Genomic DNA, 26,257 nt, shown 5'->3' on the forward strand with positions numbered 1-26,257 from the left:
TTTAAGAAAAAGACCCGTCTATAGCGAAAAGAGCAGTTTTTAATGTGGCAGAGTTAAATGACCGAGTAGGCCGGGTAAGCGACAGCGCCACCCGGCATTTTTTCAGGCGCGATCGACCGTAAAGGCAATCACATCGCCCAGCTGCTCGGCACCCAGCGCCAGCATGACCAGACGATCCACACCCAGCGCCACGCCGGAGCAGTCCGGCAAACCGGCCTTAAGCGCTTCCAGCAGGTTGGTGTCAATCGGCTGCTGCGGAAGACCGCGCGCGTTGCGCTTGCGGTTATCCTGCTCGAAACGCTGCTGCTGTTCGCGCGCGTCGGTCAGCTCGTGGAAACCGTTCGCCAACTCAATGCCTTTGAAGTACACCTCAAACCGTTCCGCCACGCGGTGATCTTCGGTGCTGATCTGCGCCAGCGAGGCCTGGCTGGCCGGGAAGTGATAGACAAACGTCGGGCGATCTTTACCAATTTGCGGTTCAACGCCAAAGGTGAACAGCAGTTGCAACAGCGTGTCGCGGTCCTCTTCGTTATCCGCCACATTGCTCAGATCCAGTTTTGCCGCCACTTCACGCAGCTGTGTTTTATCAGCCGACAGCGGATCGATTTCCAGATGGCGCTGGAAGGCCTGCTGATAGGAGAGCGTTTCAGCTTCCGCGCAATCCAGCACCTGTTGCAGCAGATCGTCGACTTCGTTCATCAGACGATACATGTCGTAGTGCGGGCGGTACCACTCCAGCATGGTGAATTCCGGATTATGGTGTCGGCCCATCTCTTCATTACGGAAGCTACGGCACAGCTGATAGACCGGACCACACCCGGCCGCCAGCAGACGCTTCATATGGTATTCCGGGCTGGTCATCAGATACAGATTCATGCCCTGAGAGTGGCCTGGGCCAACAAAACGGGTTTCAAACGGGACCAGATGAATATCCGTAACCGTCGCCTGACTCATGCACGGCGTTTCCACCTCCAGGACGCCGCGGTCGGCAAAGAAACGGCGGATCTCCGCCATAATTGCTGCGCGCTTTAGCAGGTTTGGAATGGATGCGCTCGGCTGCCAGGTGGCCGTTTCGCTCATGAGTTATTTCTCCGTTTTCAGACAAGGGCACGAAGTCTACTCGTAAGCCGGGGCAGAGACAAATTTTGCACAGTAAAAGTCCCTTTTCATTGCACAGAGAAATACTGTGACGCCATTCATTAATCACGATGATAAATCACCGCACAGAACAGCAAAAAAATCGAACACGTCAAATTTCCCTCCCTTCTACGCGGTTATACTGTTTTACCCATAAAGGAGCAGTGGAATCGCTTCCGCAATCGCCCGTTCGGGCAGGTGAACGTCCTTTAGCTCATCGCGTTGCGGGAAAACAAAAATCTGGAGGAATGTCGTGCAAACTTTTCAAGCCGATCTTGCCGTAATAGGCGCTGGCGGGGCTGGATTACGCGCTGCAATTGCTGCGGCACAAGCCAATCCGAACGCTAAAATCGCATTGATTTCAAAAGTCTATCCGATGCGCAGCCACACGGTAGCCGCAGAAGGAGGATCCGCTGCCGTCGCGCAGGATCATGACAGCTTCGAATACCATTTCCACGACACGGTTGCAGGGGGCGACTGGCTTTGCGAACAGGATGTCGTTGATTACTTCGTGCACCATTGCCCAACGGAGATGACCCAGCTGGAACAGTGGGGATGCCCGTGGAGCCGCCGTCCGGACGGGAGCGTCAACGTCCGCCGCTTCGGTGGCATGAAGATCGAACGCACCTGGTTTGCCGCCGATAAGACCGGCTTCCACATGCTGCACACCCTGTTCCAGACCTCCCTCCAGTTCCCACAAATCCAGCGCTTTGACGAACATTTCGTTCTCGACATTCTGGTCGACGACGGTCATGCGCGCGGACTGGTGGCGATGAACATGATGGAAGGCACGCTTGTCCAGATCCGCGCGAATGCGGTGGTGATGGCAACGGGCGGCGCGGGCCGCGTATACCGCTACAACACCAACGGCGGCATCGTCACCGGTGACGGTATGGGCATGGCGCTCAGCCACGGCGTCCCGCTGCGTGATATGGAGTTCGTCCAGTATCACCCAACCGGCCTACCGGGCTCCGGCATACTGATGACGGAAGGCTGCCGCGGCGAAGGCGGAATTCTGGTCAACAAAAACGGCTATCGCTATTTGCAGGATTACGGCATGGGTCCGGAAACCCCACTTGGCGAGCCGAAAAACAAATACATGGAACTCGGCCCACGCGACAAAGTCTCTCAGGCTTTCTGGCACGAGTGGCGCAAAGGCAACACCATCTCAACGCCGCGCGGCGACGTGGTGCATCTCGACCTGCGTCATCTCGGCGAGAAGAAACTGCTGGAGCGTCTGCCGTTTATCTGCGAGCTGGCGAAAGCGTATGTGGGCGTCGATCCGGTGAAAGAACCGATCCCGGTGCGTCCAACCGCGCACTACACCATGGGCGGCATCGAAACCGATCAGCAGTGCGAAACCCGCATCAAAGGGCTGCTTGCGGTGGGCGAGTGTTCCTCCGTCGGTCTGCACGGCGCAAACCGTCTGGGCTCGAACTCGCTGGCTGAGCTGGTGGTCTTTGGTCGCATGGCGGGCGAACGTGCGGTGGAGCGTGCCGCAACGGCAGGTGAAGCTAACAGCGCGGCGCTGGATGCGCAGGTTGTAGACGTCGAAAAACGCCTGAAAGACCTGGTGAACCAGGAAGGTAACGAAAACTGGTCGAAGATCCGCGACGAAATGGGGCTGTCGATGGAAGAAGGCTGCGGGATCTACCGTACGCCAGAGCTGATGCAGAAAACCGTCGATAAGCTGGCGGAGTTGCAGGAGCGCTTCAAGCGCGTGCGCATCACCGACACCTCCAGCGTCTTCAATACCGATCTGCTTTATACCATTGAACTGGGCCACGGCCTGAACGTCGCAGAATGTATGGCCCATTCCGCCCTGGCGCGTAAAGAGTCCCGCGGCGCGCACCAGCGTCTGGATGAGGGCTGCACTGAACGTGACGACGTCAATTTCCTTAAACACACTCTCGCCTGGCGCGATGCGGATGGCACCACCCGTCTGGACTACAGCGACGTGAAAATCACCACGCTGCCACCGGCGAAACGCGTGTACGGTGCAGAAGCAGAAGCCGCCGATAAGAAGGAGAAGGCGAATGGCTGAGATGCAAAAACTGAAAGTTGAAGTGGTGCGCTACAATCCGGAAGTGGACGCCGCGCCGCATAGCGCTTTCTATGAAGTCCCTTACGACGAGCAAACCTCCCTGCTGGATGCGCTCGGCTATATCAAAGATAACCTGGCCCCAGACCTGAGCTACCGCTGGTCCTGCCGCATGGCAATTTGCGGCTCCTGCGGCATGATGGTCAACAAGGTGCCAAAGCTGGCGTGTAAAACCTTCCTGCGTGATTACACCAAAGGCATCAAGGTTGAAGCGCTGGGCAATTTCCCGATTGAGCGCGATCTGGTGGTCGACATGACCCACTTTATCGAAAGCCTCGAAGCGATTAAGCCGTACATCATCGGCAACCCGCGCACACCGGATCAGGGGCCAAACACTCAGACGCCCGCGCAGATGGCGAAATACCATCAGTTCTCCGGCTGCATCAACTGCGGCCTGTGCTACGCCGCCTGTCCACAGTTTGGCCTGAACCCTGAGTTTATCGGCCCGGCCGCCATTACCCTGGCGCACCGCTATAACGAAGACAGCCGCGACCACGGCAAAAAAGAACGTATGGCCCAGTTGAACAGCCAGAACGGGGTCTGGACCTGCACGTTTGTCGGTTACTGCTCCGAAGTCTGTCCGAAGCATGTCGACCCGGCCGCCGCCATTCAGCAGGGTAAGGTGGAAAGCTCGAAAGACTTTCTTATCGCTACCCTGAAACCACGCTAAGGAGTGCATGATGACGACTAAACGCAAAGCCTACGTGCGACCAATGCCGTCCACCTGGTGGAAAAAACTGCCGTTTTATCGCTTCTATATGCTGCGTGAAGGCACGGCAATTCCCGCGGTCTGGTTCAGCCTCGAACTGATGTACGGGGTGTATGCCCTCAAGCACGGCCCGGAAGCCTGGGCCAGTTTTGTGGGCTTCCTGCAAAACCCAATCATCGTAGTACTGAACCTGATTGTGCTCGCCGCCGCGCTGCTTCATACCAAAACCTGGTTTGAACTGGCGCCAAAAGCAGCGAACATCATTGTAAAAGGCGAAAAAATGGGGCCAGAGCCGGTCATTAAAGGGCTCTGGGCAGTGACAGCAGTTGTCTCTGTGGTCATTCTGTTTGTCGCACTGTTCTGGTAAGGAGACTACTGTGATCAATCCAAATCCAAAACGTTCAGACGAGCCGGTTTTCTGGGGGCTGTTTGGCGCAGGCGGCATGTGGAGCGCCATTATTGCCCCGGTCATTATCCTGCTGGTCGGGATCATGCTGCCGCTGGGGTTGTTCCCGGGCGATGCGCTGAGCTATGAGCGCGTACTGGCCTTTGCGAGCAGCTTTATTGGCCGCGTGTTCATCTTCCTGATGATCGTCCTGCCGCTGTGGTGTGGTCTGCACCGTATCCACCATGCGATGCACGATCTGAAAATCCATGTGCCAAGCGGTAAATGGGTCTTCTACGGTCTGGCGACCATTCTGACGGTCGTCACGTTGATTGCCGTGGTCACCATCTGACTGAACAGGCCCGCCATCCGGCGGGCTTTTTACTTTTTCATCTTCTCCACCAGCCACCGGGAAAATTCGCGCATGGCTGGCGTTTCTGCCCGGGACTGCAATCGGGTCAGCCAGTAACTGCCGAGCTCAATCTGCGTCGCAAAGGGCTGCACAATGCGCTCGCTGGCTAACAGATGGGTAAACATATCGACAGGCGCAATAGCAATGCCCACCCCTGCCTGAGCGGCCTCCAGCATGGTCACGGACGAATCAAATACCATCACGCGGTGCATTGGCGAAGGGGGATGCTCGCCGGCCGCCTGCATCCACGCGGTCCATTCATCGCGTCGGTAAGAGCGCAGCAGCGTAAACCTGAGGATGTCGGCCGGACTGTGCAGACTGGCGGCGATATCGGGCGTACACAGCGGCGCGAGCGGCGCATGACAAAGGAATTCAGCCTCGGTGCCGTGCCACGCCCCGCCACCGTAGCGGATCGTATAGTCAAGCCCTTCGGCAGCCGGATCAACGCGGTTGTTATGGGTGGAAAGCTGAAGATCGATGTGCGGATAGCCACGGCGAAAATCCTCCAGCTGCGAGAATAAAACCCCGGTGGCAAATGTACCCACCACGCCGATTTTCAGCTTCTCCTGCGCACGATGGTTAGCGAAGCGATCCAGCATTCCGGCTATACGATCGAAAGAATCATTCAACACCGGCAGTAAATTTTCACCCTCGGTAGTCAACATCAGCCCGCGCGACACGCGAACGAACAGCTGACAGTTCAGGTGCTGCTCCAGCGTTTTCACATGCTGGCTAATGGCTGAATGGGTCACGTTCAGCTCAATGGCCGCATGCGTAAAGCTGAGATGTCTCGCGGCGGCTTCAAAAGCCCGAAGCGAATTGAGGGGGAGATAGCTTCGCGTCATGGTCTCTTCCGTTAGAAAAATTAACAGCTAATGCTAAATTTAACCGTTTGTCAGGCACAGTCAAATCCAACAGACTACGCCTGTCTGATGGGCCCGGACATCCCCTTGACTCGCTATTACGGAAGATTACTGATGATGAAAAAATCCCTTTGCTGCGCCCTGCTGCTGGGCCTCTCTTGCTCTGCTCTCGCCGCGCCAGTGTCAGAAAAACAGCTGGCGGAGGTGGTCGCGAATACGGTTACCCCGCTGATGAAAGCCCAGTCTGTTCCAGGCATGGCGGTGGCCGTTATTTATCAGGGAAAACCGCACTATTACACGTTTGGCAAGGCCGATATCGCGGCGAATAAACCCGTTACGCCTCAGACCCTGTTCGAGCTGGGTTCTATAAGTAAAACCTTCACCGGCGTTTTAGGTGGGGATGCCATTGCTCGCGGTGAAATTTCGCTGGACGATCCGGTGACCAGATACTGGCCTGAGCTGACGGGCAAGCAGTGGCAAGGGATTCGAATGCTGGATCTCGCCACCTACACCGCAGGCGGTCTGCCGCTACAGGTGCCCGATGAGGTGACGGATGACGCCTCCCTGCTGCGCTTCTATCAACACTGGCAGCCGCAGTGGAAGCCAGGCACAACGCGCCTTTATGCCAACGCCAGCATCGGCCTGTTTGGTGCGCTGGCGGTTAAGCCTTCCGGCATGCGCTACGAGCAGGCGATGACCGAGCGAGTATTCAAACCGCTGGCGCTGCATCACACCTGGATTAACGTGCCGAAAGCGGAAGAGGCGCATTACGCCTGGGGCTATCGTGACGGTAAAGCGGTGCGCGTTTCGCCGGGAATGCTGGATGCACAAGCCTATGGCGTGAAAACCAACGTGCAGGATATGGCGAACTGGGTCATGGCAAACATGGCGCCGGAGAAGGTTGCCGATGCCTCACTTAAGCAGGGCATCGCGCTGGCGCAGTCGCGCTACTGGCGTATCGGGTCAATGTATCAGGGTCTGGGCTGGGAGATGCTCAACTGGCCCGTGGAGGCCAACACGGTGGTCGAAGGCAGCGACAGTAAGGTAGCGCTGGCGCCATTACCCGTGGCAGAAGTGAATCCACCGGCTCCCCCGGTCAAAGCGTCCTGGGTCCATAAAACGGGTTCTACTGGCGGATTTGGCAGCTACGTGGCCTTTATTCCTGAAAAGCAGATCGGTATTGTGATGCTCGCGAATAAAAGCTATCCGAACCCGGCACGCGTTGAGGCGGCATACCATATCCTCAAGGCGCTTCAGTAAAACATTGCCGGGTGGCGCTGCGCTTACCCGGCCTACACAACGCGTGAACTTTGTAGGCCGGGTAAGGCGAAGCCGCCACCCGGCAAAACACCCTACACAATCTCCCGCATTTTCCCTGCTGTCATCTACACTTAACAAAAAACAGTAAGGAAACTCCTATGCGCATTCTGCCTGTTATTGCCGCAGTAACAGCCGCGTTTTTAGTGGTTGCTTGCAGTTCCCCTACTCCTCCGCCTGGCGTCACGGTAGTCAGTAATTTCGACGCACAGCGCTTCCTCGGCACCTGGTATGAAATCGCCCGAATGGACCATCAGTTCGAACGGGGCTTAGAAAAAGTCACGGTCAACTACAGCGCGATGGATGACGGCGGGATCCGGGTCATTAACCGCGGCTATAACCCGGATCGCCAGATGTGGCAGCAGTCAGTTGGTCAGGCCTATTTCACCGGCGCGTCTAACCGCGCGGCCATGAAAGTCTCTTTCATCGGCCCATTCTACGGCGGGTATAACGTCATTGCGCTGGACAGAGAGTACCGCCATGCGCTGGTGTGTGGGCCGGATCGCAACTATCTGTGGATCCTCTCCCGCACGCCAACGATCCCGGCGGAAATGAAACAGCAGATGCTGGACATAGCGACCCGGCAAGGGTTTGACGTGACGAAATTACTCTGGGTAAAACAGCCGCATTAGTGGGTACTGAGTTTTAACCCGATGATACCCGCGACGATTAACGCGAGGCTGGCGATGCGCGCCAGGCTCGCAGACTCCCCCAGCAGCAGAATACCGGTAATGGCAGCCCCTACCGCGCCAATTCCCGTCCAGACAGCGTAAGCCGTTCCGACTGGCAAGCTTCGCATCGCCCATGACAACATGACGATACTGACAATCATTGCGGCGATAGTGATGACGCTGGGCGTCAGGCGGGTAAAACCATGGGTATATTTCAGGCCAATTGCCCATACCACTTCGAGCAAACCGGCAATAACAAGAACGATCCAGGACATATCAGGCTCCTTAACTTAACGACAAGTTGGGGCCGTCCCCGATGAATGAAGCGCTTACGGGTCGTCCCGCAAGGCTGAGGTTGCGCCTTATATTTTGGTTAGCATGGAATTTTTTTTCAAACTTTTTCTGCTGAACATGTTAAGGCAAGAAATAGCCTCAGTAAGACACGGAGTTCAGGCATTTATGACTCATCCGACTTCTCTATGATGATAGGCTTTCTGATGGCAGGAAGCCAAACCACTAGCCGACTGCGAAAATTTTATGTTTAAAATTCTTTTGATTGACCGTTGTCACTTCACCCGCACGGGATTTGAAGCCTGGGTCAATCATTCAGACCTGTTTTCGGGTCATTTCGTCGTAACCGGGGTAAATAATCTTTTCCTCGCCAGAGAGCATATCCTGCAATGGAAACCTGCGCTGGTCATCGCTGATTTATCTGGCTTCCGGCAGGATTTACACCATTTTCAGCAGCTATCCTCCCTGCTGATTGCCAGCGAAACATTGCCTTTTATTATGCTGCAATCAGGCCAGGAGCAAGAGATGACAGATTATCTGGCGCAGTTCCCGATATGGTCTTCTCTTTCCAAAAATACCGATCTGGAAAGACTAGCGGCGGTGATAAATGACGCGCTAACGTCATGCGCAAGCGCGGAGCTTCCGGAGATGGCGGCACCGTTACTGACGCGTCAGGAAGAGAGAGTTCTTAGCCTGTGGATGGATGGCGCGAGCAACCAGAAAATTGCCAGCAATCTGCGCATTAACGGAAAAACGGTGTACACGTACAAACGCAATATCCGCATGAAGCTACATATGGATACGCGCTACTCCCCGTTTTTATCGCTACAGGAAGTGGAGAATTGACGGTACGGTGAAATGACCTGCCGTACCGTCGCTTTCATTAGTTCTGAGCTTTGGTTGCTGCGCCAGAAATCGCGTTACCACCGTCGGAGATATCTTCCCCTACGCCACGGGTGGTGTTACATGCAGTCAGTACCGAAGAAAGCACCAGAACAGAAAAGATCGCTGCAATTGTTTTCTTAACCATAATATCTTCCTTTTATAGCCAAAGTTATTTTGTGTATAGCAACTTAAGAATAGACAAGATCTTGTCGTTTGACGGAAAAGGAAGAATTTTTAGGAAAATTAGACGGAATTAGCTGGCCGCATGGGAAATGATATGGCCGAGATCCTGGATATCTTCACCCATGCCACGCGCGGTGTTGCAACCGGAGAGAATTGCGCTGGAGAGCGCTAACAGAAGCAGAATTTTAACGGTACGTTTCATCTTCCCTGCCTGCAAAATCAGGCGCAGCGGGCGCTGCGCCTTACATCATGACGTAAATTACTTCACGCGGGATACGTATTCGCCGGAGCGGGTATCCACTTTGATCACTTCACCGATCTGTACGAACAGTGGCACTTTCACCACAGCGCCGGTAGACAGAGTGGCAGGCTTGCCGCCAGTACCTGCGGTATCACCTTTCAGACCTGGATCGGTTTCAACGATTTCCAGCTCAACGAAGTTCGGAGGCGTAACCGCGATAGGCTGACCGTTCCACAGGGTCACGATGCACTCAGCCTGATCCAGCAGCCACTTGGCGTTGTCACCAATCGCTTTTGCGTCCGCAGACAGCTGCTCGAAGGTTTCGTTGTTCATGAAGTGCCAGAACTCACCGTCGTTGTACAGGTAAGTCAGGTTCATATCGACAACATCAGCGCCTTCAGCGGAGTCAGTAGATTTGAAGGTTTTCTCAACACGGGTACCGGTCAGCAGGCGACGCAGCTTTACGCGTGCGAATGCCTGGCCTTTACCTGGTTTAACGAATTCGCTGGCTTCAACCGCGTACGGTTCGCCGTCCATCATGATTTTAAGACCAGCACGAAAATCGTTGCTATAGTACGTTGCCATAAGGCCCTCTAAATTTGTTAACTGGTAGCTAAGCCACAAAATGGCGCATATTGTAACCCTAAACACCCCGTCCAGAGAAGATTGGTTATCGCAACTTGCCGATGTAATCACCAGTCCTGATGAATTGCTGCGTCTTTTAGACCTCGAACAGCACGAAGCGTTGCGTGCAGGTCGTGAGGCGAAACGCCTTTTCGCCCTGCGCGTTCCCCGCGCGTTTGTTGCCCGAATGGAAAAGGGCAATCCTGATGATCCGTTATTAAAACAAACGCTTACCTCTCAGGATGAGTTTATTACCGCCCCCGGCTACAGCACCGATCCGCTGCAAGAGCAGAACAGTGTCGTACCGGGTTTGCTGCATAAATACCGCAATCGTGCCCTGCTGCTGGTTAAGGGCGGTTGCGCGGTAAATTGCCGCTATTGCTTCCGTCGCCACTTCCCGTACGCCGAAAACCAGGGCAATAAGCGCAACTGGCAGGTGGCGCTGGACTACATCACGGCGCACCCGGAACTGGATGAAATCATCTTTTCCGGCGGCGACCCGCTGATGGCAAAAGATCATGAGCTGGACTGGCTGCTGACTCAGCTTGAGACCATCCCGCACATTAAGCGTCTGCGCATTCACAGCCGTTTACCGATCGTCATCCCGGCGCGTATCACCGACGCCCTGGTCACGCGCCTGGAGCAGTCCCGTTTGCAGGTGCTGCTGGTAAACCATATCAACCACGCGAATGAAATTGACGCGGACTTTCGTGCGGCGATGGCGCGTATGCGAAAGGCAGGCGTGACGCTGCTCAACCAGAGCGTATTACTGCGCGGCGTGAACGACAGCGCCCGCGTGCTGGCCGATCTCAGCAATGCCTTATTTGATGCGGGCGTTATGCCCTATTACCTGCATGTTCTGGATCGCGTCCAGGGCGCGGCGCACTTCATGGTGACAGATGAAGAGGCCCGGAAGATTATGCGCGAGCTGTTAACGCTGGTTTCAGGTTATATGGTGCCGAAGCTGGCACGTGAGATTGGCGGAGAGCCGAGTAAGACGCCGCTGGATTTGCAGCTGCGTCAGCAGTAAAAAGGCAGGTGGCGCTACGCTTACCTGCCCTGGAGATAAAGCGGCAGCGCCATCAAACGGTTATATCAGTTCGGGCACTTATAGACCTGGCCGTTCATCTGGCTGGCGGTTGGCACAAAGCTGGACAGCATCCCCTGCGTCGGGCTGCTTACCCCGTAAATCACGTTGCCGCCCATTGCCGCAGCCTGATTACGCAGGGCATTGGCCGCACCGCGCATAGAGCCGCCCTCTTCGCCGTGCTGCCCCGACATCCAGTTGCTTTGCTCGCCAGTGGCGGTGCCTAACAGCTGGCATTCGCTGCCCGGCTTATCTTCCACAAAGCGAACGCTCTGGCCCGCTGCCGTCAGCTCATTGCTGGTGCTACAACCCGCCAGCAGCAATGCTGCACCTACAATCCCTGCACAGACTTTTATGCGCATGTTATTCCTCGTTTTCAATAAGCTGGACAGTAGTTGTCCGCGTGTAAACCTTATACTAAAAAGATGACCAAAAGAAAAATGCTGAGCATTTCTGCGAGCCAGATTCCGCTGGCACTCCTCCGACATCTTAAATGAATTCTGATAATAACCTTTGGGATATCGTGTTTTAGCCCCCGATCGTTTTTAGTGATGCGACGTACAACTTTTGTACGCGACTCAAAAAAGGGGGTTTCATGAGTGCATCATCCTCAGGAGAGGAAAAAGTAACCTGGGTGGGCTATCTGGCGTTCGTGCTCACCATCGTATTTTTCTCAGGTTTTTTCGCCAAAAGTACCGAATGGTGGCGCGTGCTGGATTTTACCGTCCTGAACGGCAGCTTTGGACCGGTGAACGGTGCGCTGACGTTTCGCGGCGAGGGCGGCACAGGAGCGAAAGATGGGTTTTTGTTTGCCCTTGAACTGGCGCCCTCGGTCATTTTATCGCTCGGGATCATTGCCGTTACCGAGGGGCTGGGCGGGCTGCGCGCCGCACAACAGCTTATGACGCCCATTCTGCGCCCGCTGCTCGGCGTGCCGGGCATTTGCTCTCTGGCGCTTATCGCCAACCTGCAAAATACTGATGCTGCCGCAGGGATGACCAAAGAGTTGACCAACGAAGGGGCAATTACTGACCATGAGCGCGCCATTTTCGCCACCTTCCAGACCAGCGGTAGCGCCATTATTACCAACTATTTTTCTTCCGGCGCCGCACTCTTTACCTTTATTACCGTCCCGGTAATCACGCCGCTTGCCGTCATTCTGGTGTTCAAATTTGTTGGCGCGAACTTTCTGCGACTGTGGATCGCCCACATGGAAGTTCGCTGCGCTCAGGAGGAAAAATGATCGCCCGGTCGCGTAAAAATATCATGGACTTGTTTATCGATGGCGCCCGCCGCGGCTTTACCATCGCCACCACCAGCCTGCTGCCGAACGTGGTCATGGCGTTTGTTATCATTCAGGCGCTCAAGGTAACCGGCCTGCTGGATATTGTCGGCAAGGTATGCGAGCCCATCATGGCTCTGTGGGGACTTCCGGGTGCGGCGGCAACGGTTCTTCTGGCCTCGGTGATGAGCATGGGGGGCGGTGTGGGGGTCTGCGCCAGTCTGGTCGCTGCCGGCACGCTCAACGGTCACGATGCCACCATCCTGCTGCCCGCCATCTATCTGATGGGTAATCCGGTGCAAAACACGGGCCGTTGCCTTGGCACCGCAGGCGTCAACCCGAAGTATTATCCGCACATCATCGCTGTCTACGTCATTAACGCCCTGCTCTCAATGTGGGTGATGCAACTACTCTTCTGAGGAGATAAAAATGGATTTTTCAGTGCTGGAACCGCACCTTTTCCGCAATGCGCAGCTTTACGCTCCCGAGGATCTTGGGCATTGCGATCTGCTGATTGCCGGAGGAAAAATCGTCGCAGTCGAAAAAGCTGGCCACGCCACAATGAGGCCAGACTGCCCTGAAAGCGATCTCGCCGGAGCGGTGGTTTGCCCGGGGTTTATCGATCAGCATGTACACCTGATTGGCGGCGGCGGTGAAGCCGGTCCCCACACCCGGACGCCAGAGGTACGATTGTCTGCGCTGGTGGCGGCTGGCATCACCTCCGTTGTAGGCCTGCTGGGCACCGACGGCGTGACCCGCCATCCCGAGTCGCTGCTGGCGAAAACGCGGGCACTTGAGCATGAAGGGATCAGCGCATGGATGCTGACAGGCGCGTATGGCCTGCCTTCTCCGACGATCACTGGCAGTATCGAAAAGGATGTGGCGCTAATTGATAAAATCATTGGCGTGAAATGCGCGATTTCTGACCATCGCTCTTCCGCACCGGCAGATGACCAGCTCGCGAATATGGCCGCCCAGTCACGCGTCGGCGGGCTGCTGGGCGCCAAAGCGGGGATATCCGTATTTCACCTCGGCAACAGCCCTAAACTGCTGGAGCCACTGCTTAACATCCTGAATAACGCCGACGTGCCTCGCACGAAGCTGCTGCCAACCCACGTCAACCGCGCCCAGGCACTGTTCCACGCCGCACTGGACTATGCCCGCGAAGGGGGGTACATCGACATCACCACCAGCATCAGTGAGCCCATTGATGCCGCTACCGCCATCGCGACGGCCCGTGACGCGCAGGTGCCGTTTAACCGGCTCACGCTCAGCTCGGATGGCAACGGCAGCCAGCCGAATTTTGACGCAAACGGTAATCTTGTTGGCATTGGCGTGGCGGGTTTTGAGTCCCTGCTTGATACGCTACAGCAGCTGGTCGGCCGGTATCACCTGCCTCTGGAGGAGGCACTTCTGCCATTTACGCGTAACGTGGCGGAGTTTCTCGGTCTGGAGCATAAAGGGCGGATCGCGCCCGGATGCGATGCCGATTTCCTGGTGCTGACGGATGACCTGAAGATCCGTGAGGTCTGGGCGAAAGGCCGCCAGATGGTGCGTGAAGGCGTGGTGTGCGTGAAAGGCACGTTTGAGTAGAAGATAATAAAAAACCCCGGGCATTGCTGCCCGGGGCTCGTTCTGAGAGGTTCAGAACAGCATGATTACATCATGCCGCCCATGCCACCCATGCCGCCCATACCACCAGCAGCACCTAAGTCAGGCGCGTCGCCTTTAGGCAGGTCGGTCACCATGCACTCGGTCGTGATCATCAGGCCAGCTACAGATGCCGCGTATTGCAGAGCAGAACGGGTCACTTTAGTTGGATCCAGGATACCGAAGTCGATCATGTTGCCGTATTCTTCAGTTGCCGCGTTGTAACCGTAGTTACCTTCACCCGCTTTCACCTTGTTCGCAACCACAGACGGCTCTTCACCGGCGTTGGACACGATCTGACGCAGCGGAGCTTCCATTGCGCGCAGCGCAACTTTGATACCCACGTTCTGGTCTTCGTTCTGAGCAGTCAGGCCAGCCAGTTTAGCGGCTACACGCACCAGCGCGACACCACCACCAGCAACCACGCCTTCTTCTACCGCAGCACGGGTCGCGTGCAGGGCGTCGTCAACGCGTGCTTTCTTCTCTTTCATTTCAACTTCGGTAGCCGCACCGACTTTGATTACCGCTACGCCACCTGCCAGTTTCGCTACGCGCTCCTGGAGTTTTTCACGGTCGTAATCGGAAGTTGCTTCTTCGATCTGCTTACGGATCTGACCAACACGGCCCTGAATAGCGGCTTCTTCACCCACACCGTCGATGATGGTGGTGGTGTCTTTGTTGATCACAACGCGTTTCGCCTGGCCCAGGTCTTCCAGAGTCGCTTTTTCCAGCTCCATACCGATCTCTTCGGAGATCACGGTACCGCCGGTCAGGGTAGCGATATCCTGGAGCATCGCCTTACGACGATCGCCGAAGCCAGGTGCTTTAACCGCTGCCACTTTCACGATGCCACGCATGGTGTTAACCACCAGGGTCGCCAGCGCTTCGCCTTCAACGTCTTCAGCAATGATTACCAGCGGCTTGCCTGCTTTCGCAACGGCTTCCAGCACTGGCAGCATTTCGCGGATGTTGGAGATTTTCTTGTCAGCCAGCAGGATGAACGGGCTTTCCAGCTCAACAGCGCCAGTTTCTGGCTTGTTGATGAAGTATGGGGACAGGTAACCGCGGTCGAACTGCATACCTTCAACCACGTCCAGTTCGTCTTCCAGACCAGTACCGTCTTCAACGGTGATCACGCCTTCTTTACCGACTTTATCCATCGCTTCAGCGATCAGTTTACCTACGGTTTCGTCGGAGTTAGCAGAGATAGTACCAACCTGAGCAATGGCTTTAGAGTCAGAGCACGGTACGGACAGCGCTTTCAGTTCTTCAACAGCGGAAGCGACGGCTTTGTCGATACCACGTTTCAGATCCATTGGGTTCATGCCCGCAGCAACGGCTTTCAGGCCTTCGGTGATGATCGCCTGCGCCAGTACGGTCGCGGTGGTGGTACCGTCACCGGCAGCGTCGTTCGCTTTAGAGGCAACTTCTTTCACCATCTGTGCGCCCATGTTTTCGAACTTGTCTTCCAGCTCGATTTCACGTGCAACAGAAACACCATCTTTGGTGATGGTTGGCGCGCCGAAGGATTTGTCCAGCACTACGTTACGGCCTTTCGGGCCCAGAGTGACTTTCACTGCGTCTGCCAGTACGTTTACGCCGCGGAGCATTTTTACACGAGCGTCGTTACCGAATTTTACGTCTTTAGCTGCCATGTTCTTATTTCCTCAAATTCGTACAGTTTTCGTGCGTTAATTACGCTTCAACAATTGCCAGAATGTCGCTCTCGGACATGATCAACACTTCTTCATTGTCGATCTTCTCGGATTTTACGCCGTAGCCATCGTTGAAAATGACGATGTCACCAACTTTAACGTCCAGTGGCTGCACAGTTCCGTTTTCCAGGATGCGGCCCTTACCGACAGCGATGATTTCGCCACGCGTTGATTTTGCTGCTGCTGAACCGGTCAGAACGATGCCGCCAGCAGACTTGGTTTCAACTTCTTTACGTTTGACGATCACACGATCATGTAACGGACGAATACTCATTGATAGCTCTCCTTTGAGAAAGTCATTATCAGTTATGGATGACGCCGGTCCGCATGCGGTTTTCCGGCTAGTGCCCTGAGAGATGGGGATAGCTTTTTACCCCTTCAAGGGGTAATCGAAAAAAAATTTGCGAAAGTGTTACCATCCACTCTCTTTTGATGGTGGCGGGACGAGGTAAATGAGTGGACTCAGGCAGGAGTTGGGGCTGGCGCAGGGCATTGGCTTACTCTCAACGTCTTTATTAGGCACGGGGGTATTTGCGGTTCCCGCGCTGGCGGCGTTGGTTGCCGGCAATAACAGTCTTTGGGCATGGCCGGTGCTGATCGTGCTGGTGTTTCCGGTGGCGATTGTCTTTGCCATACTCGGGCGGCACTTCCCGAGCGCAGGCGGCGTAGCGCATTTTGTCGGCATGGCGTTTGGGCCGCGGATGAAGCGTGTCACCGGCTGGCTATTTTTGTCGGTGATACCCGTTGGCCTTCCGGCAGCCCTGCATATCGCAACCGGCTTCGGACAGGCGCTGTTTGGCTGGCACGATGAACAACTGCTGCTGGCTGAAATCGGTACGCTGGCGATTGTCTGGTGGGTTGGCTCGCGAGGGGCCAGTTCCAGCGCCAATCTGCAAACGCTGGTCGCCGTGTTAATTGTCGCGCTGATCGTCGCCATCTGGTTTGCGGGTGACATTACGGTGGCGGATATTCCTTTCCCCGCGATTAACGACATCGACCACGCACAGCTTTTCGCTGCACTATCCGTCATGTTCTGGTGTTTCGTCGGTCTGGAGGCGTTCGCTCATCTGGCATCCGAGTTTAAACAGCCCGAGCGTGACTTTCCCCGCGCTCTGATGATTGGCCTGATGCTGGCGGGCACAGTGTATTGGGCCTGTACCGTACTGGTGCTGCACTTCAACGCGTTCAGTGAAGAGAAAGCCGCCGCCGCGTCGCTGCCGGGCATCGTGGTGCAGCTGTTTGGTGTTAAAGCCCTGTGGGTAGCCTGCGTGATTGGCTATCTCGCCTGCTTTGCCAGCCTCAACATTTATATTCAGAGCTTCGCCCGGCTGGTGTGGTCTCAGGCACTTTATAAACCGGATAGCCCCCTCTCACGCCTGTCAAAGCGTCAGCTTCCGGTGAATGCGCTGAATACCGTACTGGGCTGCTGCGTGGTGAGTTCCCTGGCCATTTATCTCCTCGACATCAACCTTGACGCGCTGATTGTCTACGCCAACGGTATTTTCATCATGATCTACCTGCTGTGCATGCTGGCGGGCTGTCGGCTACTGAAAGGACGTTTTAAGGCGCTGGCGGCTGTCGGGTGTGTCCTGTGCCTGATGCTGCTGGCGATGGTGGGATGGAAGAGTGTGTACGCCATCGTCATGCTGGCGGGGCTGTGGGTGTTTTTACCGAAGCGGCAAGCTCCGCAGGCCCGGTGAGCGAGCGCCACCGGGCCAGAAACTCACCGATCGTCTTTATGATCTAACCGGTCGCGCTGCTCATCCTTACGCTGGTATTCCCCTTCAAAGGTATCCCCCGGGCCGGTGCTGAAACCACCGCCTGGCATACGGCTGAAACGCAGATGCGGCAGCAGCTTCATGGTCAGGTGCTTCTGCACCGGCGGCAACAGCAACAGCAGGCCGAGGAAGTCTGTAAAGAAGCCCGGCAGGATCAGCAGCAAACCAGCAATAATCAGCGACACGCTTTTGATCATCTCGGCGGCCGGGCTTTCGCCTGCGGCCATCTTCTGCTGCATTAACAGGAAATTTTTGAAACCCTGATTGCGCACCAGCGACATGCCGATGACGGAGGTGAAGATCACCAGAATCAGCGTCAGCAGGACGCCCAGCACATGGGCAACCTGGATGAAAATCGAAATTTCAATGTAAACATAAAGAAAGAAAGCAATAAATGGTATCCAGCGCACTGGCATCTCCTGTATGGCAGGTGCCTTCTGGCCCTGACTGAATGTGTTCGCGAAGCGCGTAGATAAGAGATGGCGACGGTTAGCCAAATTTCAATCGGTTTGCACGGATATTTTTTCTGGAAATATTAAAGCGGTGACATATTTCACAGATTAATAATTATCATGAAATCGGGTCGATAATAAGTGATCCAGCTTACGGCAATTCGCTATCATCAGCATATGATCTCGAACATCTGGCCGATTGAGGGAATAATCGTCGGTCATAAAATATTCAAAACCACATATATACTGTGTGTTTAGTACAATCCATCGGCAGCTTGAAAAGAAGGTTCACATGTTAAACAACATTCGTATCGAAGAAGATTTGTTGGGTACCAGGGAAGTTCCAGCGGATGCCTACTATGGTGTTCACACTCTGAGAGCGATTGAAAACTTCTACATCAGCAACAGCAAAATCAGCGACATCCCTGAATTTGTGCGTGGCATGGTGATGGTAAAAAAAGCCGCGGCTCTGGCAAACAAAGAGTTGCAAACCATTCCTAAAAGCGCTGCAAATGCGATTATCGCCGCGTGCGATGAGGTGCTGAACAACGGCAAATGCATGGATCAGTTCCCGGTCGACGTCTATCAGGGCGGCGCGGGCACCTCTGTCAACATGAACACCAACGAAGTGCTGGCAAACATCGGCCTGGAGCTGATGGGTCATCAGAAAGGTGAATACCAGTACCTGAACCCGAACGACCACGTTAACAAATGTCAATCCACCAACGACGCCTACCCAACCGGCTTTCGCATCGCGGTGTATGCCTCTGTCGTCAAACTGGTCGACGCGATTAATCAGCTGGGCGATGGCTTCCAGCGTAAAGCCGTTGAGTTCCAGGACATCCTGAAAATGGGCCGTACCCAGTTGCAGGACGCGGTGCCAATGACCCTCGGACAGGAATTCCACGCGTTTAACGTGCTGCTGAACGAAGAGACGAAAAACCTGCTGCGTACGTCCGAACTGCTGCTGGAAGTGAACCTGGGCGCAACCGCCATCGGTACACGCCTGAACACGCCAGATGGCTATCAGCAACTGGCGGTACAGAAGCTGGCTGAAGTGTCCAACCTGCCGGTTGTGCCTGCGGAAGACCTGATTGAAGCTACCTCAGACTGCGGCGCCTACGTGATGGTGCACAGCGCCCTGAAACGTCTGGCGGTGAAACTGTCCAAAATCTGTAACGACCTGCGCCTGCTCTCCTCCGGTCCGCGCGCTGGCCTGAATGAAATCAACCTGCCAGAGTTGCAGGCGGGTTCATCCATCATGCCAGCTAAAGTGAACCCGGTGGTGCCAGAAGTGGTGAACCAGGTTTGCTTCAAGGTTATTGGTAACGATACGACCGTCACCATGGCCTCCGAAGCCGGTCAGCTCCAGCTGAACGTGATGGAGCCGGTGATTGGCCAGGCGATGTTTGAATCTATCCATATTCTGACCAACGCCTGCTACAACCTGCTGGAAAAATGCATTAACGGCATCACCGCGAATAAAGAAGTGTGTGAAGGCTACGTCTATAACTCCATCGGCATCGTCACCTACCTCAACCCCTTCATCGGCCACCACAACGGCGATATCGTCGGGAAGATTTGTGCCGAAACCGGTAAGAGCGTACGTGAGGTGGTTCTCGAGCGAGGATTGTTGACCGAAGCCGAACTGGACGATATCTTCTCCGCCCAGAACCTGATGCACCCGGCATATAAAGCGAAACGATATACCGATGAAAGCGAACAGTAACCGTTCAGGCTAAGCTTCCGAAAGGCACGTCACTTGTGACGTGCCTTTTTTCTTTATGGGCGTTACCAAAACACAACAATTCAATATCAACTTGTTAATGAGCAAGGCAGGTCTTTATGTTTGGAGCAGAACTCGTCATCGTCCTGTTGGCGATTTATTTGGGCGCACGACTCGGGGGAATCGGCATCGGTTTTGCTGGCGGTCTCGGAGTGCTTGTACTTACCCTGATCTTTCAGATTAAACCCGGCGCAATCCCTTTTGACGTTATCGAAATCATCATGGCGGTTATTGCTGCTATCGCGGCCATGCAGGTCGCTGGCGGTATGGACTACCTGGTGAGCCTGGCGGAGCGTATGCTGCGTCGCCATCCGAAATACATCACCTTCCTTGCCCCGCTGGTGACCTGGTTTATGACCATTCTCGCCGGTACTGGCCATACTGCCTTCTCCACGCTGCCGGTCATCACCGAAGTGGCGAAAGAGCAGGGTATTCGCCCGTCTCGCCCTCTTTCTATTGCCGTGGTCGCCTCCCAGATTGCGATTACCGCCTCGCCTATTTCCGCGGCGGTGGTCTTCTTCGCGGGCATCCTTGAGCCAATGGGCGTAAGTTACCTGACGCTGCTGGCAATCTGTATTCCGGTCACGCTGATTGCGGTAATGATCACTGCCGTGCTGTGTAACTTCCTCGGTGCCGAGCTGAAAGACGATCCGGTTTACCAGGAGCGTCTGGCAAAAGGTGAAGTGAGCCTGCGCGGTAGCCAGGTCTTCGAGCTGAAGCCGCATGCAAAACGCTCCGTGCTGCTGTTTCTGATTGGTATCGTCGCCGTGATGTTCTACGCGACCGCCATCAGCGACACGGTAGGTCTGATCCAGAACCCGGTTCTGCCGCGTAACGAAGCCATTGTGGTGTTTATGCTGACCATCGCGACGCTGATCAGCATCACCTGTAAAATCGACACCAGTGAAGTGCTGAACGCCAGCACCTTCAAATCCGGTATGAGCGCCTGCGTGTGCGTGCTGGGCGTGGCGTGGCTCGGTGATACCTTTGTGAAAGCGCACATCAGCGATATCCAGACCGTTGCAGGCGACCTGCTGCACAACTATCCGTGGCTGCTGGCAGTAGTGCTGTTCTTTGCCGCGACGCTGCTGTACTCCCAGGCTGCGACCACCAAAGCGCTGATGCCTGCGGCACTGATGCTGGGCGTGACGCCGCTGACGGCGATTGCCTCTTTTGCAGCGGTTTCCGCCCTGTTCGTGCTGCCCACCTACCCAACCCTGCTGGCCGCAGTTGAGATGGATGACACCGGCTCAACCCGTATTGGTAAGTACGTGTTTAACCACGCGTTCCTCATCCCGGGCGTGGTGGCGATTACGCTCTGCGTGATCCTCGGCTTTATCATCGGCGGCATTGTGCTGTAAACGATTAGCCGTTGTAAAAATAGTTAAAAACGGGCCGCTCTGCGGCCCGTTTCATTAATGACCAACCGCCTTGCGTGATATAGTGAAGACTTTCGTGATGAGGAGGTCGACTTGTGAACACGCCTGATGCTGTTGTTGTACTGTGCACCGCCCCTGATGAAGCTTCTGCCCAGGATCTGGCCGCCAAAGTGCTGGCCGAAAAACTGGCTGCCTGTGTCACGCTTCTTCCCGGCGCCACCTCCCTTTATTACTGGGAAGGCAAGCTGGAGCAAGAGTACGAAGTCCAGATGTTGCTCAAAACCAACCTGATAAACCAGCAGGCGCTCCTCGACTGCCTCAAGTCTCATCATCCATACCAAACCCCGGAGCTGCTGGTGCTGCCAGTGGTCCACGGCGATAACGATTATCTCTCATGGCTCAACGCTTCATTACGCTGATCCTGCTGCTGTGCAGCACGTCAGTTTTTGCCGGGTTGTTTGACGCACCCGGCCGTTCGAACTTTATTCCTGCCGACCAGGCATTCGTTTTCGACTTTCAGCAAAACCAGCACGATCTCAGTCTCACCTGGCAGGTGAAAGAGGGTTACTACCTCTATCGCAAGCAGGTCAGCATCACGCCGACAAAGGCGAACGTCGGCGCATTGCAGATGCCCGCTGGCGTGTGGCACGAGGACGAGTTCTACGGTAAGAGTGAAATTTATCGCCAGCGCTTAAGCGTGCCCGTCACGGTGAACCATGCCGATAAAGGTGCCACATTAACGGTCACCTATCAGGGCTGCGCAGACGCCGGATTCTGTTACCCACCTGAAACAAAGGTCGTTCCGCTTAGCGAAGTGAAAGGCGCTGCCTCCCCTCTCCCATCAGGGGAGAGGGCCAGGATGAAGGGTGAAGGCGCAGGCGAAGCCACTTCAGACCTTCCGTTCTCAGCACTTTGGGCGTTATTGATTGGTATCGGCATCGCCTTTACGCCCTGCGTACTGCCTATGTACCCGCTTATCTCTGGCATCGTGCTGGGCGGTAAACAACGCCTTTCCACCGCCCGTGCGCTGTTGCTGGCCTTTATCTATGTACAGGGCATGGCGTTAACCTATACGGCGCTCGGCCTAGTGGTCGCCGCTGCCGGGTTGCAGTTCCAGGCCGCCCTTCAGCATCCTTATGTGCTTATCGGACTGTCAGCGGTGTTTATTCTGCTGGCGCTGTCGATGTTTGGCCTGTTCACCCTGCAACTGCCCTCTTCCCTGCAAACCCGTCTGACGCTGATGAGCAACCGTCAGCAGGGTGGCTCTGCGGGCGGCGTGTTCGCCATGGGTGCCATCGCCGGGCTGATTTGCTCCCCCTGCACCACTGCGCCGTTGAGCGCCATCCTGTTATACATTGCTCAGAGCGGCAACCTGTGGCTCGGCGGCGGCACGCTGTACCTCTACGCGCTCGGCATGGGCCTGCCGCTGATCATGGTGACGGTGTTTGGCAATCGTCTGCTGCCGAAAAGCGGTCCGTGGATGGAGACGGTGAAAACCGCGTTTGGTTTTGTCATTCTGGCGCTGCCGGTATTTCTGCTGGAGCGCATCATCGGTGATGTGTGGGGTACACGTCTTTGGGCGATGCTCGGCGTGGCCTTCTTCAGCTGGGCGTTTATCGTGAGTCTGGGGGCGAAGAAACCGTGGATGCGCCTGCTACAGATCCTTCTGCTGGCGGCCGCGCTGGTGAGCGTCCGTCCGCTACAGGACTGGGCGTTTGGCACCCCGGCAGGTCAAACACAGGCTCATCTGAATTTTATACAGATTAAAAACGTGGATGACCTTAACCACGCCCTGGCGCAGGCGAAAGGCAAACCGGTCTTGCTCGATCTCTATGCCGACTGGTGCGTGGCCTGCAAAGAGTTTGAAAAATACACCTTCAGCGATCCGCAGGTACAACATGCGCTGAGCGATACCGTTCTGCTCCAGGCGAACGTAACCGCCAACAGCACGCAGGATAAGGCTCTGCTGAAGCAACTTAACGTGCTCGGGTTGCCTACCATCCTGTTCTTCAATGAACAGGGGGAAGAACAGCCGACGCAGCGTGTAACCGGGTTTATGGACGCGACGGCATTCAACGCGCATTTGCGCAATCGCCAACCGTAAACAACACTTTAGACGGGACAAACCGTTGGGAATAGCGGAGGAGATAACCGTGCAACGCGAAGACGTACTGGGACAAGCCCTGCAATTGCTTGAGATTCAAGGGATCGCCAGCACCACGCTTGAGATGGTCGCCGACCGTATCGATTACCCTCTGGATGAACTTAAGCGCTTCTGGCCGGATAAAGAGGCGCTGCTGTACGATGCCCTGCGCTATCTCAGCCAGCAGGTAGATATCTGGCGCAGGCAGCTGATGCTGAATGAAGAACTGACCACCGAGCAAAAGCTGCTGGCGCGCTATACCGCACTGACGGAGTGTGTTACCAACAACCGTTACCCAGGTTGTCTGTTTATCGCCGCCTGCACCTACTATCCGGATCCTGGGCACCCCATCCATCAACTGGCAGATCAGCAAAAACGAGCCGCGCACGAGTTCACACATGAGCTGCTGACCACACTTGAAGTGGATGATCCGGCAATGGTCGCGAAGCAGATGGAGCTGGTGCTGGAAGGTTGCCTGAGCCGCATGCTGGTGAACCGTAGCCAGGCGGATGTGGATACGGCGCACCGTCTGGCGGAAGATATTTTGCGGTTCGCGCAGTGTCGTATGGGTGGTGCACTGACCTAAGCCAGCATTCCCATCCAGGCGGAAATAAACAAACACAGCGCCATCGCGCGCTGAAATCGCACCATCGCCACGGTGGTGCGGAAAATCCGGTTCACCGCCTTCCCCAGCCACGCCCAGCACAACAAACAGACCACGGAGATCGCCAGAAACCATAGCGCCATCAGCGTAATATCCCGTAATGCATGGTCGCTTGCCGGAGCAAACAGGCTGACAACTGCCAGCGCCATCATCCATGTTTTTGGGTTTACAACCTGTAGTAACGCCGCCGCCCGCGCGGTAAATCGGACGTGACTTCTGGAGGAGAGATTCGCGGCCGGGGCGCTAAACAGCTGCCAGCTCATCCAGGAAAGCCACAGCACACCCGCCCAGCTCATTACCTGACGTATCAATGGATACTGGCGTAACACTTCTCCTGCCCCAGCGCCTGAAACCAGAACAATAGCGCTGGCGGCAATACACCCGCCCAGGATCGCAGGAACCGTATTTTTTACGCCAAAGTGCTGACTGTTAGCCAGTACCAGAATGTTGGTTGGCCCCGGTGTAATCGAGGCGACAAATGCAAACAGCAGGAAGGGTAATAAATTCACAGGTGACTCCTTTTTTATTAGAGCCACGAATGTGCCGTTATTTTCTGGAAACGTCTGGAAGGTTTGTGCACAACCGGCGGTAGTGTGCCGGAGAAATACGGTATGCACGCTGGAACCAGCGACCAAGATGGCTTTGATCGGCAAAACCCACTGCCGTCGCAACATCAACAGGCAGTTCCCCACACGCCAGCATCTGTCGGGCCTTTGCCAGTCGCAGCTGGATAAGCCAGGCGTGCGGTGCCAGGTGAAATTCGCGTTTAAAACAGCGGGTGAGGGTAAAGCGATCCGTACCCGTCTCGCGGGCAAGGTCTGATAGCCCCACGTTCTCGCCGATATGCGCATAGAGATAGTCGCGGGCACGATGCGCTACAGCTGAGCTTTGTAATTGCGACGGGAGTTTCTTACGCCAGTGGCAGTGGGTAGTTATCTGAGAGAGCAGGTTATCCATTGTGCTCTGTTGGACGATCTTCATCTCATCGTTATGCAACGAGGCAAATGTATCACCGATAGCGCGCACCAACTGAGGCTCTCGCGTCAGCGTTTGGGCAAAGTGGAGAGTGTAACTCCCGGGAGTAGAGTCATACAGCCCTTGAAGCGTACGGGTGAGCCAGTGTTCATCCAGATAAAAGGTCAGATAAGTAAAGCCGCCCTCTACCGGCGCATCACCGTCATGGATCTCCCCGGGCTCAAGTAAAAAAGCATCGCCCGGCTGGCTACGGTGGCGTTCACGGCGACAGTGGAACTGCTGCGTACCGGAAAGGGTTATTCCGACCAGATAGCTATCATGCCAGTGGGGATCAAAGGCATGTCCTTCGAAATGCGCCTTAATTGTCTCAATACCTGTTTCTGCATGCTGACGCAGCTCAAGCCAGTCGTTTGCCATACTGCCCTCCTCTTACCGTCAGCATTGTCACATCTTGCCTGAACTGTCTGGAAGATTTGTGCAATTCCAGGGCACAAACGGACAGATTGCCGCAAACTTAAGCAGTTGAACAGCTTTTCCCGAAATAATGTTGACGATCGCGCGCGATTGCGGTTTAATGCGCTCCGTTGCCCGGATAGCTCAGTCGGTAGAGCAGGGGATTGAAAATCCCCGTGTCCTTGGTTCGATTCCGAGTCCGGGCACCACTATTTAAAGAACCCAGCCTATGGCTGGGTTTTTGCTTTTCTGTCCCCGCTACGCATTGAATTTTCCCTTCTGTCAGGTAATAGTGATTTTTTTTCCTGACAATGAAAATGATATGACCTTATCTGCTTTAAAAGCCGGGTCACTGCTCCTGCTGATGATCCTGTTTTATACCGGCCTGTTCACGAGCGATCGCGTCACCTGGTTGATGGAGGTGACGCCCGTCATTATCATCATCCCACTTCTGCTTGCCACACACCGGCGATACCCTTTGACTCCCCTTCTCTATACTCTGGTTTTCTTCCACGCCATCATTCTGATGGTTGGTGGAATGTACACCTACGCAAAGGTTCCGGTTGGTTTTGAGGTTCAGGGGATGCTCGGGCTTAGCCGAAATCCGTATGACAAGCTCGGTCACTTCTTCCAGGGGCTGGTTCCCGCACTGGCAGCGCGAGAAATTCTGCTGCGCGGTGGGTATGTTCGTGGACATAAGATGACGGGGTTTCTGGTGTGCTGTGTTGCTCTGGCCATTAGCGCCACCTATGAACTCATTGAGTGGTGGGCTGCTTTGGCGATGGGACAGGGTGCGGATGATTTTCTGGGGACGCAGGGCGATCCATGGGATACCCAGTCTGATATGTTTTGCGCGCTGCTTGGTGCGTTAACGACGGTGCTGATCCTTGGGCGTTTCCATCAGCGGCAATTGCGTCGTTTGAATGTGGATAGTGCGCTCTGAGTTGCCGGATGGCGGCTTCGCCTTACGGCCTGCCGTTTTTCAGCAAACAAACGCAAAAAGGCCATCCTTGCGGATGGCCTCTTCACTTGTTTGATGCCTGGCAGTTCCCTACTCTCACATGGGGAGACCCC

Annotated in this window: 30 protein-coding genes and 1 tRNA gene; 19 read left to right on the forward strand and 12 right to left on the reverse strand. The window is 55.3% G+C overall.

Annotated features, from left to right (window positions below; genetic code table 11):
- Nucleotides 1-102 precede the first annotated feature (102 nt).
- Entirely contained in the window at nucleotides 103-1,080 is a 978-nt protein-coding gene (gene epmA / locus ACOTYB_RS02210) for an elongation factor P--(R)-beta-lysine ligase (RefSeq protein ID WP_003855960.1), read from the reverse strand.
- 310 nt (nucleotides 1,081-1,390) lie between these two features.
- Between epmA and frdA the strand changes: the two genes are divergently transcribed.
- The 4 genes from frdA to frdD are packed head-to-tail and all read left to right on the forward strand — an operon-like array spanning nucleotide 1,391 to nucleotide 4,684.
- Nucleotides 1,391-3,181 carry a fumarate reductase (quinol) flavoprotein subunit gene (frdA, locus tag ACOTYB_RS02215; protein WP_220153515.1) on the forward strand — a complete coding sequence of 597 codons (1,791 nt, stop codon included), beginning with the start codon at nucleotides 1,391-1,393 and terminating at the stop codon, nucleotides 3,179-3,181.
- Nucleotides 3,174-3,908: a succinate dehydrogenase/fumarate reductase iron-sulfur subunit gene (locus tag ACOTYB_RS02220; protein ID WP_003855955.1), complete on the forward strand. Its 735-nt coding sequence runs from the start codon at nucleotides 3,174-3,176 to the stop codon at nucleotides 3,906-3,908. Before frdA ends, ACOTYB_RS02220 begins: the two co-directional genes overlap by 8 nt.
- A 10-nt stretch (nucleotides 3,909-3,918) precedes the next feature.
- A complete protein-coding gene (gene frdC, locus ACOTYB_RS02225) occupies nucleotides 3,919-4,314 on the forward strand; it encodes a fumarate reductase subunit FrdC (protein WP_023324035.1) in 396 nt (131 codons plus the stop codon).
- A gap of 10 nt (nucleotides 4,315-4,324) precedes the next feature.
- The gene (frdD, locus tag ACOTYB_RS02230; RefSeq protein WP_000609653.1) at nucleotides 4,325-4,684 is read left to right on the forward strand and encodes a fumarate reductase subunit FrdD; all 360 of its coding nucleotides are present in this window, start codon (nucleotides 4,325-4,327) and stop codon (nucleotides 4,682-4,684) included.
- 29 nt (nucleotides 4,685-4,713) lie between these two features.
- Here frdD and ampR read toward each other — a convergent pair whose 3' ends face one another.
- Complete coding sequence (gene ampR, locus ACOTYB_RS02235) at nucleotides 4,714-5,589, reverse strand: LysR family transcriptional regulator AmpR (protein ID WP_220316704.1); 876 nt, start codon at nucleotides 5,587-5,589, stop codon at nucleotides 4,714-4,716.
- 132 nt (nucleotides 5,590-5,721) lie between these two features.
- On the opposite strand from ampR, the gene ACOTYB_RS02240 reads away from it, so the two are divergent.
- Both ACOTYB_RS02240 and ACOTYB_RS02245 read left to right on the forward strand, forming a co-directional pair.
- Nucleotides 5,722-6,867, forward strand: coding sequence for a cephalosporin-hydrolyzing class C beta-lactamase ACT-144 (locus ACOTYB_RS02240; protein ID WP_047054053.1), 1,146 nt, complete (start codon nucleotides 5,722-5,724; stop codon nucleotides 6,865-6,867).
- A gap of 158 nt (nucleotides 6,868-7,025) precedes the next feature.
- Nucleotides 7,026-7,556, forward strand: coding sequence for a lipocalin family protein (locus tag ACOTYB_RS02245; RefSeq protein ID WP_003855945.1), 531 nt, complete (start codon nucleotides 7,026-7,028; stop codon nucleotides 7,554-7,556).
- Here the strand turns inward: ACOTYB_RS02245 and sugE are convergent.
- Nucleotides 7,553-7,870 carry a quaternary ammonium compound efflux SMR transporter SugE gene (gene sugE / locus ACOTYB_RS02250; protein WP_003855944.1) on the reverse strand — a complete coding sequence of 106 codons (318 nt, stop codon included), beginning with the start codon at nucleotides 7,868-7,870 and terminating at the stop codon, nucleotides 7,553-7,555. The genes ACOTYB_RS02245 and sugE overlap by 4 nt on opposite strands.
- Nucleotides 7,871-8,132: 262 nt before the next feature.
- Between sugE and ACOTYB_RS02255 the strand changes: the two genes are divergently transcribed.
- Entirely contained in the window at nucleotides 8,133-8,732 is a 600-nt protein-coding gene (locus ACOTYB_RS02255; protein WP_047054056.1) for a helix-turn-helix transcriptional regulator, read from the forward strand.
- A gap of 37 nt (nucleotides 8,733-8,769) precedes the next feature.
- Here the strand turns inward: ACOTYB_RS02255 and ecnB are convergent, their stop codons facing one another.
- From ecnB to efp, 3 genes are all read right to left on the reverse strand, one after another.
- Entirely contained in the window at nucleotides 8,770-8,916 is a 147-nt protein-coding gene (gene ecnB / locus ACOTYB_RS02260) for a lipoprotein toxin entericidin B (RefSeq protein WP_003855942.1), read from the reverse strand.
- A gap of 108 nt (nucleotides 8,917-9,024) precedes the next feature.
- A complete protein-coding gene (locus ACOTYB_RS02265) occupies nucleotides 9,025-9,156 on the reverse strand; it encodes an entericidin A/B family lipoprotein (RefSeq protein WP_003855941.1) in 132 nt (43 codons plus the stop codon).
- A gap of 57 nt (nucleotides 9,157-9,213) precedes the next feature.
- Complete coding sequence (gene efp / locus ACOTYB_RS02270; RefSeq protein WP_003855940.1) at nucleotides 9,214-9,780, reverse strand: elongation factor P; 567 nt, start codon at nucleotides 9,778-9,780, stop codon at nucleotides 9,214-9,216.
- Between the two features lie 40 nt (nucleotides 9,781-9,820).
- On the opposite strand from efp, the gene epmB reads away from it, so the two are divergent.
- Entirely contained in the window at nucleotides 9,821-10,849 is a 1,029-nt protein-coding gene (epmB, locus tag ACOTYB_RS02275; protein ID WP_003855939.1) for an EF-P beta-lysylation protein EpmB, read from the forward strand.
- 65 nt (nucleotides 10,850-10,914) lie between these two features.
- Here the strand turns inward: epmB and ACOTYB_RS02280 are convergent, their stop codons facing one another.
- Nucleotides 10,915-11,268 (reverse strand): DUF4156 domain-containing protein, encoded by a 354-nt coding sequence (locus tag ACOTYB_RS02280; protein WP_003855938.1) that lies wholly within the window; start codon nucleotides 11,266-11,268, stop codon nucleotides 10,915-10,917.
- Nucleotides 11,269-11,501: 233 nt separating this feature from the next.
- On the opposite strand from ACOTYB_RS02280, the gene ACOTYB_RS02285 reads away from it, so the two are divergent.
- Genes ACOTYB_RS02285 through iadA form a run of 3 tightly spaced genes read left to right on the forward strand, consistent with a single transcriptional unit; the run spans nucleotide 11,502 to nucleotide 13,781 of the window.
- Nucleotides 11,502-12,149 (forward strand): nucleoside recognition domain-containing protein, encoded by a 648-nt coding sequence (locus ACOTYB_RS02285; protein WP_022650246.1) that lies wholly within the window; start codon nucleotides 11,502-11,504, stop codon nucleotides 12,147-12,149.
- On the forward strand, nucleotides 12,146-12,607 hold the full coding sequence (locus ACOTYB_RS02290) for a YjiG family protein (protein WP_409248698.1): 462 nt from the start codon (nucleotides 12,146-12,148) through the stop codon (nucleotides 12,605-12,607). The genes ACOTYB_RS02285 and ACOTYB_RS02290 overlap by 4 nt, the downstream gene beginning before the upstream one ends.
- A 10-nt stretch (nucleotides 12,608-12,617) precedes the next feature.
- Nucleotides 12,618-13,781: a beta-aspartyl-peptidase gene (iadA, locus tag ACOTYB_RS02295; protein WP_045351094.1), complete on the forward strand. Its 1,164-nt coding sequence runs from the start codon at nucleotides 12,618-12,620 to the stop codon at nucleotides 13,779-13,781.
- A 65-nt stretch (nucleotides 13,782-13,846) separates the two neighbouring features.
- On the opposite strand, the gene groL is transcribed toward iadA, so the two are convergent.
- Both groL and ACOTYB_RS02305 read right to left on the reverse strand, forming a co-directional pair.
- Nucleotides 13,847-15,493, reverse strand: a complete 1,647-nt coding sequence (groL, locus tag ACOTYB_RS02300; protein WP_003855930.1) for a chaperonin GroEL — start codon at nucleotides 15,491-15,493, stop codon at nucleotides 13,847-13,849.
- A gap of 40 nt (nucleotides 15,494-15,533) precedes the next feature.
- Nucleotides 15,534-15,827 (reverse strand): co-chaperone GroES, encoded by a 294-nt coding sequence (locus ACOTYB_RS02305; RefSeq protein ID WP_003855929.1) that lies wholly within the window; start codon nucleotides 15,825-15,827, stop codon nucleotides 15,534-15,536.
- 178 nt (nucleotides 15,828-16,005) lie between these two features.
- Between ACOTYB_RS02305 and yjeH the strand changes: the two genes are divergently transcribed.
- The gene (gene yjeH, locus ACOTYB_RS02310; protein WP_045337467.1) at nucleotides 16,006-17,253 is read left to right on the forward strand and encodes an L-methionine/branched-chain amino acid transporter; all 1,248 of its coding nucleotides are present in this window, start codon (nucleotides 16,006-16,008) and stop codon (nucleotides 17,251-17,253) included.
- A 23-nt stretch (nucleotides 17,254-17,276) separates the two neighbouring features.
- On the opposite strand, the gene ACOTYB_RS02315 is transcribed toward yjeH, so the two are convergent.
- Entirely contained in the window at nucleotides 17,277-17,741 is a 465-nt protein-coding gene (locus ACOTYB_RS02315; protein ID WP_003855925.1) for an FxsA family protein, read from the reverse strand.
- A 334-nt stretch (nucleotides 17,742-18,075) separates the two neighbouring features.
- Here ACOTYB_RS02315 and aspA point away from each other — a divergent pair, with 334 nt between their 5' ends.
- The 5 genes from aspA to ACOTYB_RS02340 all read left to right on the forward strand — a co-directional run bounded on the left by aspA (nucleotide 18,076) and on the right by ACOTYB_RS02340 (nucleotide 23,677).
- Nucleotides 18,076-19,512: an aspartate ammonia-lyase gene (gene aspA, locus ACOTYB_RS02320; protein WP_003855923.1), complete on the forward strand. Its 1,437-nt coding sequence runs from the start codon at nucleotides 18,076-18,078 to the stop codon at nucleotides 19,510-19,512.
- A gap of 116 nt (nucleotides 19,513-19,628) precedes the next feature.
- Nucleotides 19,629-20,930, forward strand: coding sequence for an anaerobic C4-dicarboxylate transporter (locus ACOTYB_RS02325; RefSeq protein ID WP_003855921.1), 1,302 nt, complete (start codon nucleotides 19,629-19,631; stop codon nucleotides 20,928-20,930).
- Nucleotides 20,931-21,043: 113 nt separating this feature from the next.
- Nucleotides 21,044-21,367, forward strand: coding sequence for a divalent cation tolerance protein CutA (cutA, locus tag ACOTYB_RS02330; protein WP_045331806.1), 324 nt, complete (start codon nucleotides 21,044-21,046; stop codon nucleotides 21,365-21,367).
- Entirely contained in the window at nucleotides 21,343-23,052 is a 1,710-nt protein-coding gene (locus ACOTYB_RS02335) for a protein-disulfide reductase DsbD (RefSeq protein ID WP_220153513.1), read from the forward strand. The genes cutA and ACOTYB_RS02335 overlap by 25 nt, the downstream gene beginning before the upstream one ends.
- 49 nt (nucleotides 23,053-23,101) lie before the next feature.
- On the forward strand, nucleotides 23,102-23,677 hold the full coding sequence (locus ACOTYB_RS02340) for a transcriptional regulator (protein WP_017383972.1): 576 nt from the start codon (nucleotides 23,102-23,104) through the stop codon (nucleotides 23,675-23,677).
- On the opposite strand, the gene ACOTYB_RS02345 is transcribed toward ACOTYB_RS02340, so the two are convergent.
- Together ACOTYB_RS02345 and ACOTYB_RS02350 are read right to left on the reverse strand one after the other, a co-directional pair.
- A complete protein-coding gene (locus ACOTYB_RS02345; RefSeq protein ID WP_003855903.1) occupies nucleotides 23,674-24,264 on the reverse strand; it encodes a LysE family translocator in 591 nt (196 codons plus the stop codon). The genes ACOTYB_RS02340 and ACOTYB_RS02345 overlap by 4 nt on opposite strands.
- Before the next feature lie 37 nt (nucleotides 24,265-24,301).
- A complete protein-coding gene (locus ACOTYB_RS02350; RefSeq protein ID WP_047654584.1) occupies nucleotides 24,302-25,147 on the reverse strand; it encodes an AraC family transcriptional regulator in 846 nt (281 codons plus the stop codon).
- Between the two features lie 169 nt (nucleotides 25,148-25,316).
- Here ACOTYB_RS02350 and ACOTYB_RS02355 point away from each other — a divergent pair.
- Both ACOTYB_RS02355 and ACOTYB_RS02360 read left to right on the forward strand, forming a co-directional pair.
- Nucleotides 25,317-25,392 (forward strand) — tRNA-Phe (locus tag ACOTYB_RS02355).
- A 113-nt stretch (nucleotides 25,393-25,505) separates the two neighbouring features.
- On the forward strand, nucleotides 25,506-26,126 hold the full coding sequence (locus ACOTYB_RS02360) for a DUF2238 domain-containing protein (RefSeq protein ID WP_126524659.1): 621 nt from the start codon (nucleotides 25,506-25,508) through the stop codon (nucleotides 26,124-26,126).
- The last annotated feature ends 131 nt before the right edge of the window (nucleotides 26,127-26,257 follow it).

This window comes from Enterobacter cloacae complex sp. IR5450, from assembly GCF_049238665.1.
Lineage (GTDB): Bacteria > Pseudomonadota > Gammaproteobacteria > Enterobacterales > Enterobacteriaceae > Enterobacter > Enterobacter hormaechei_C.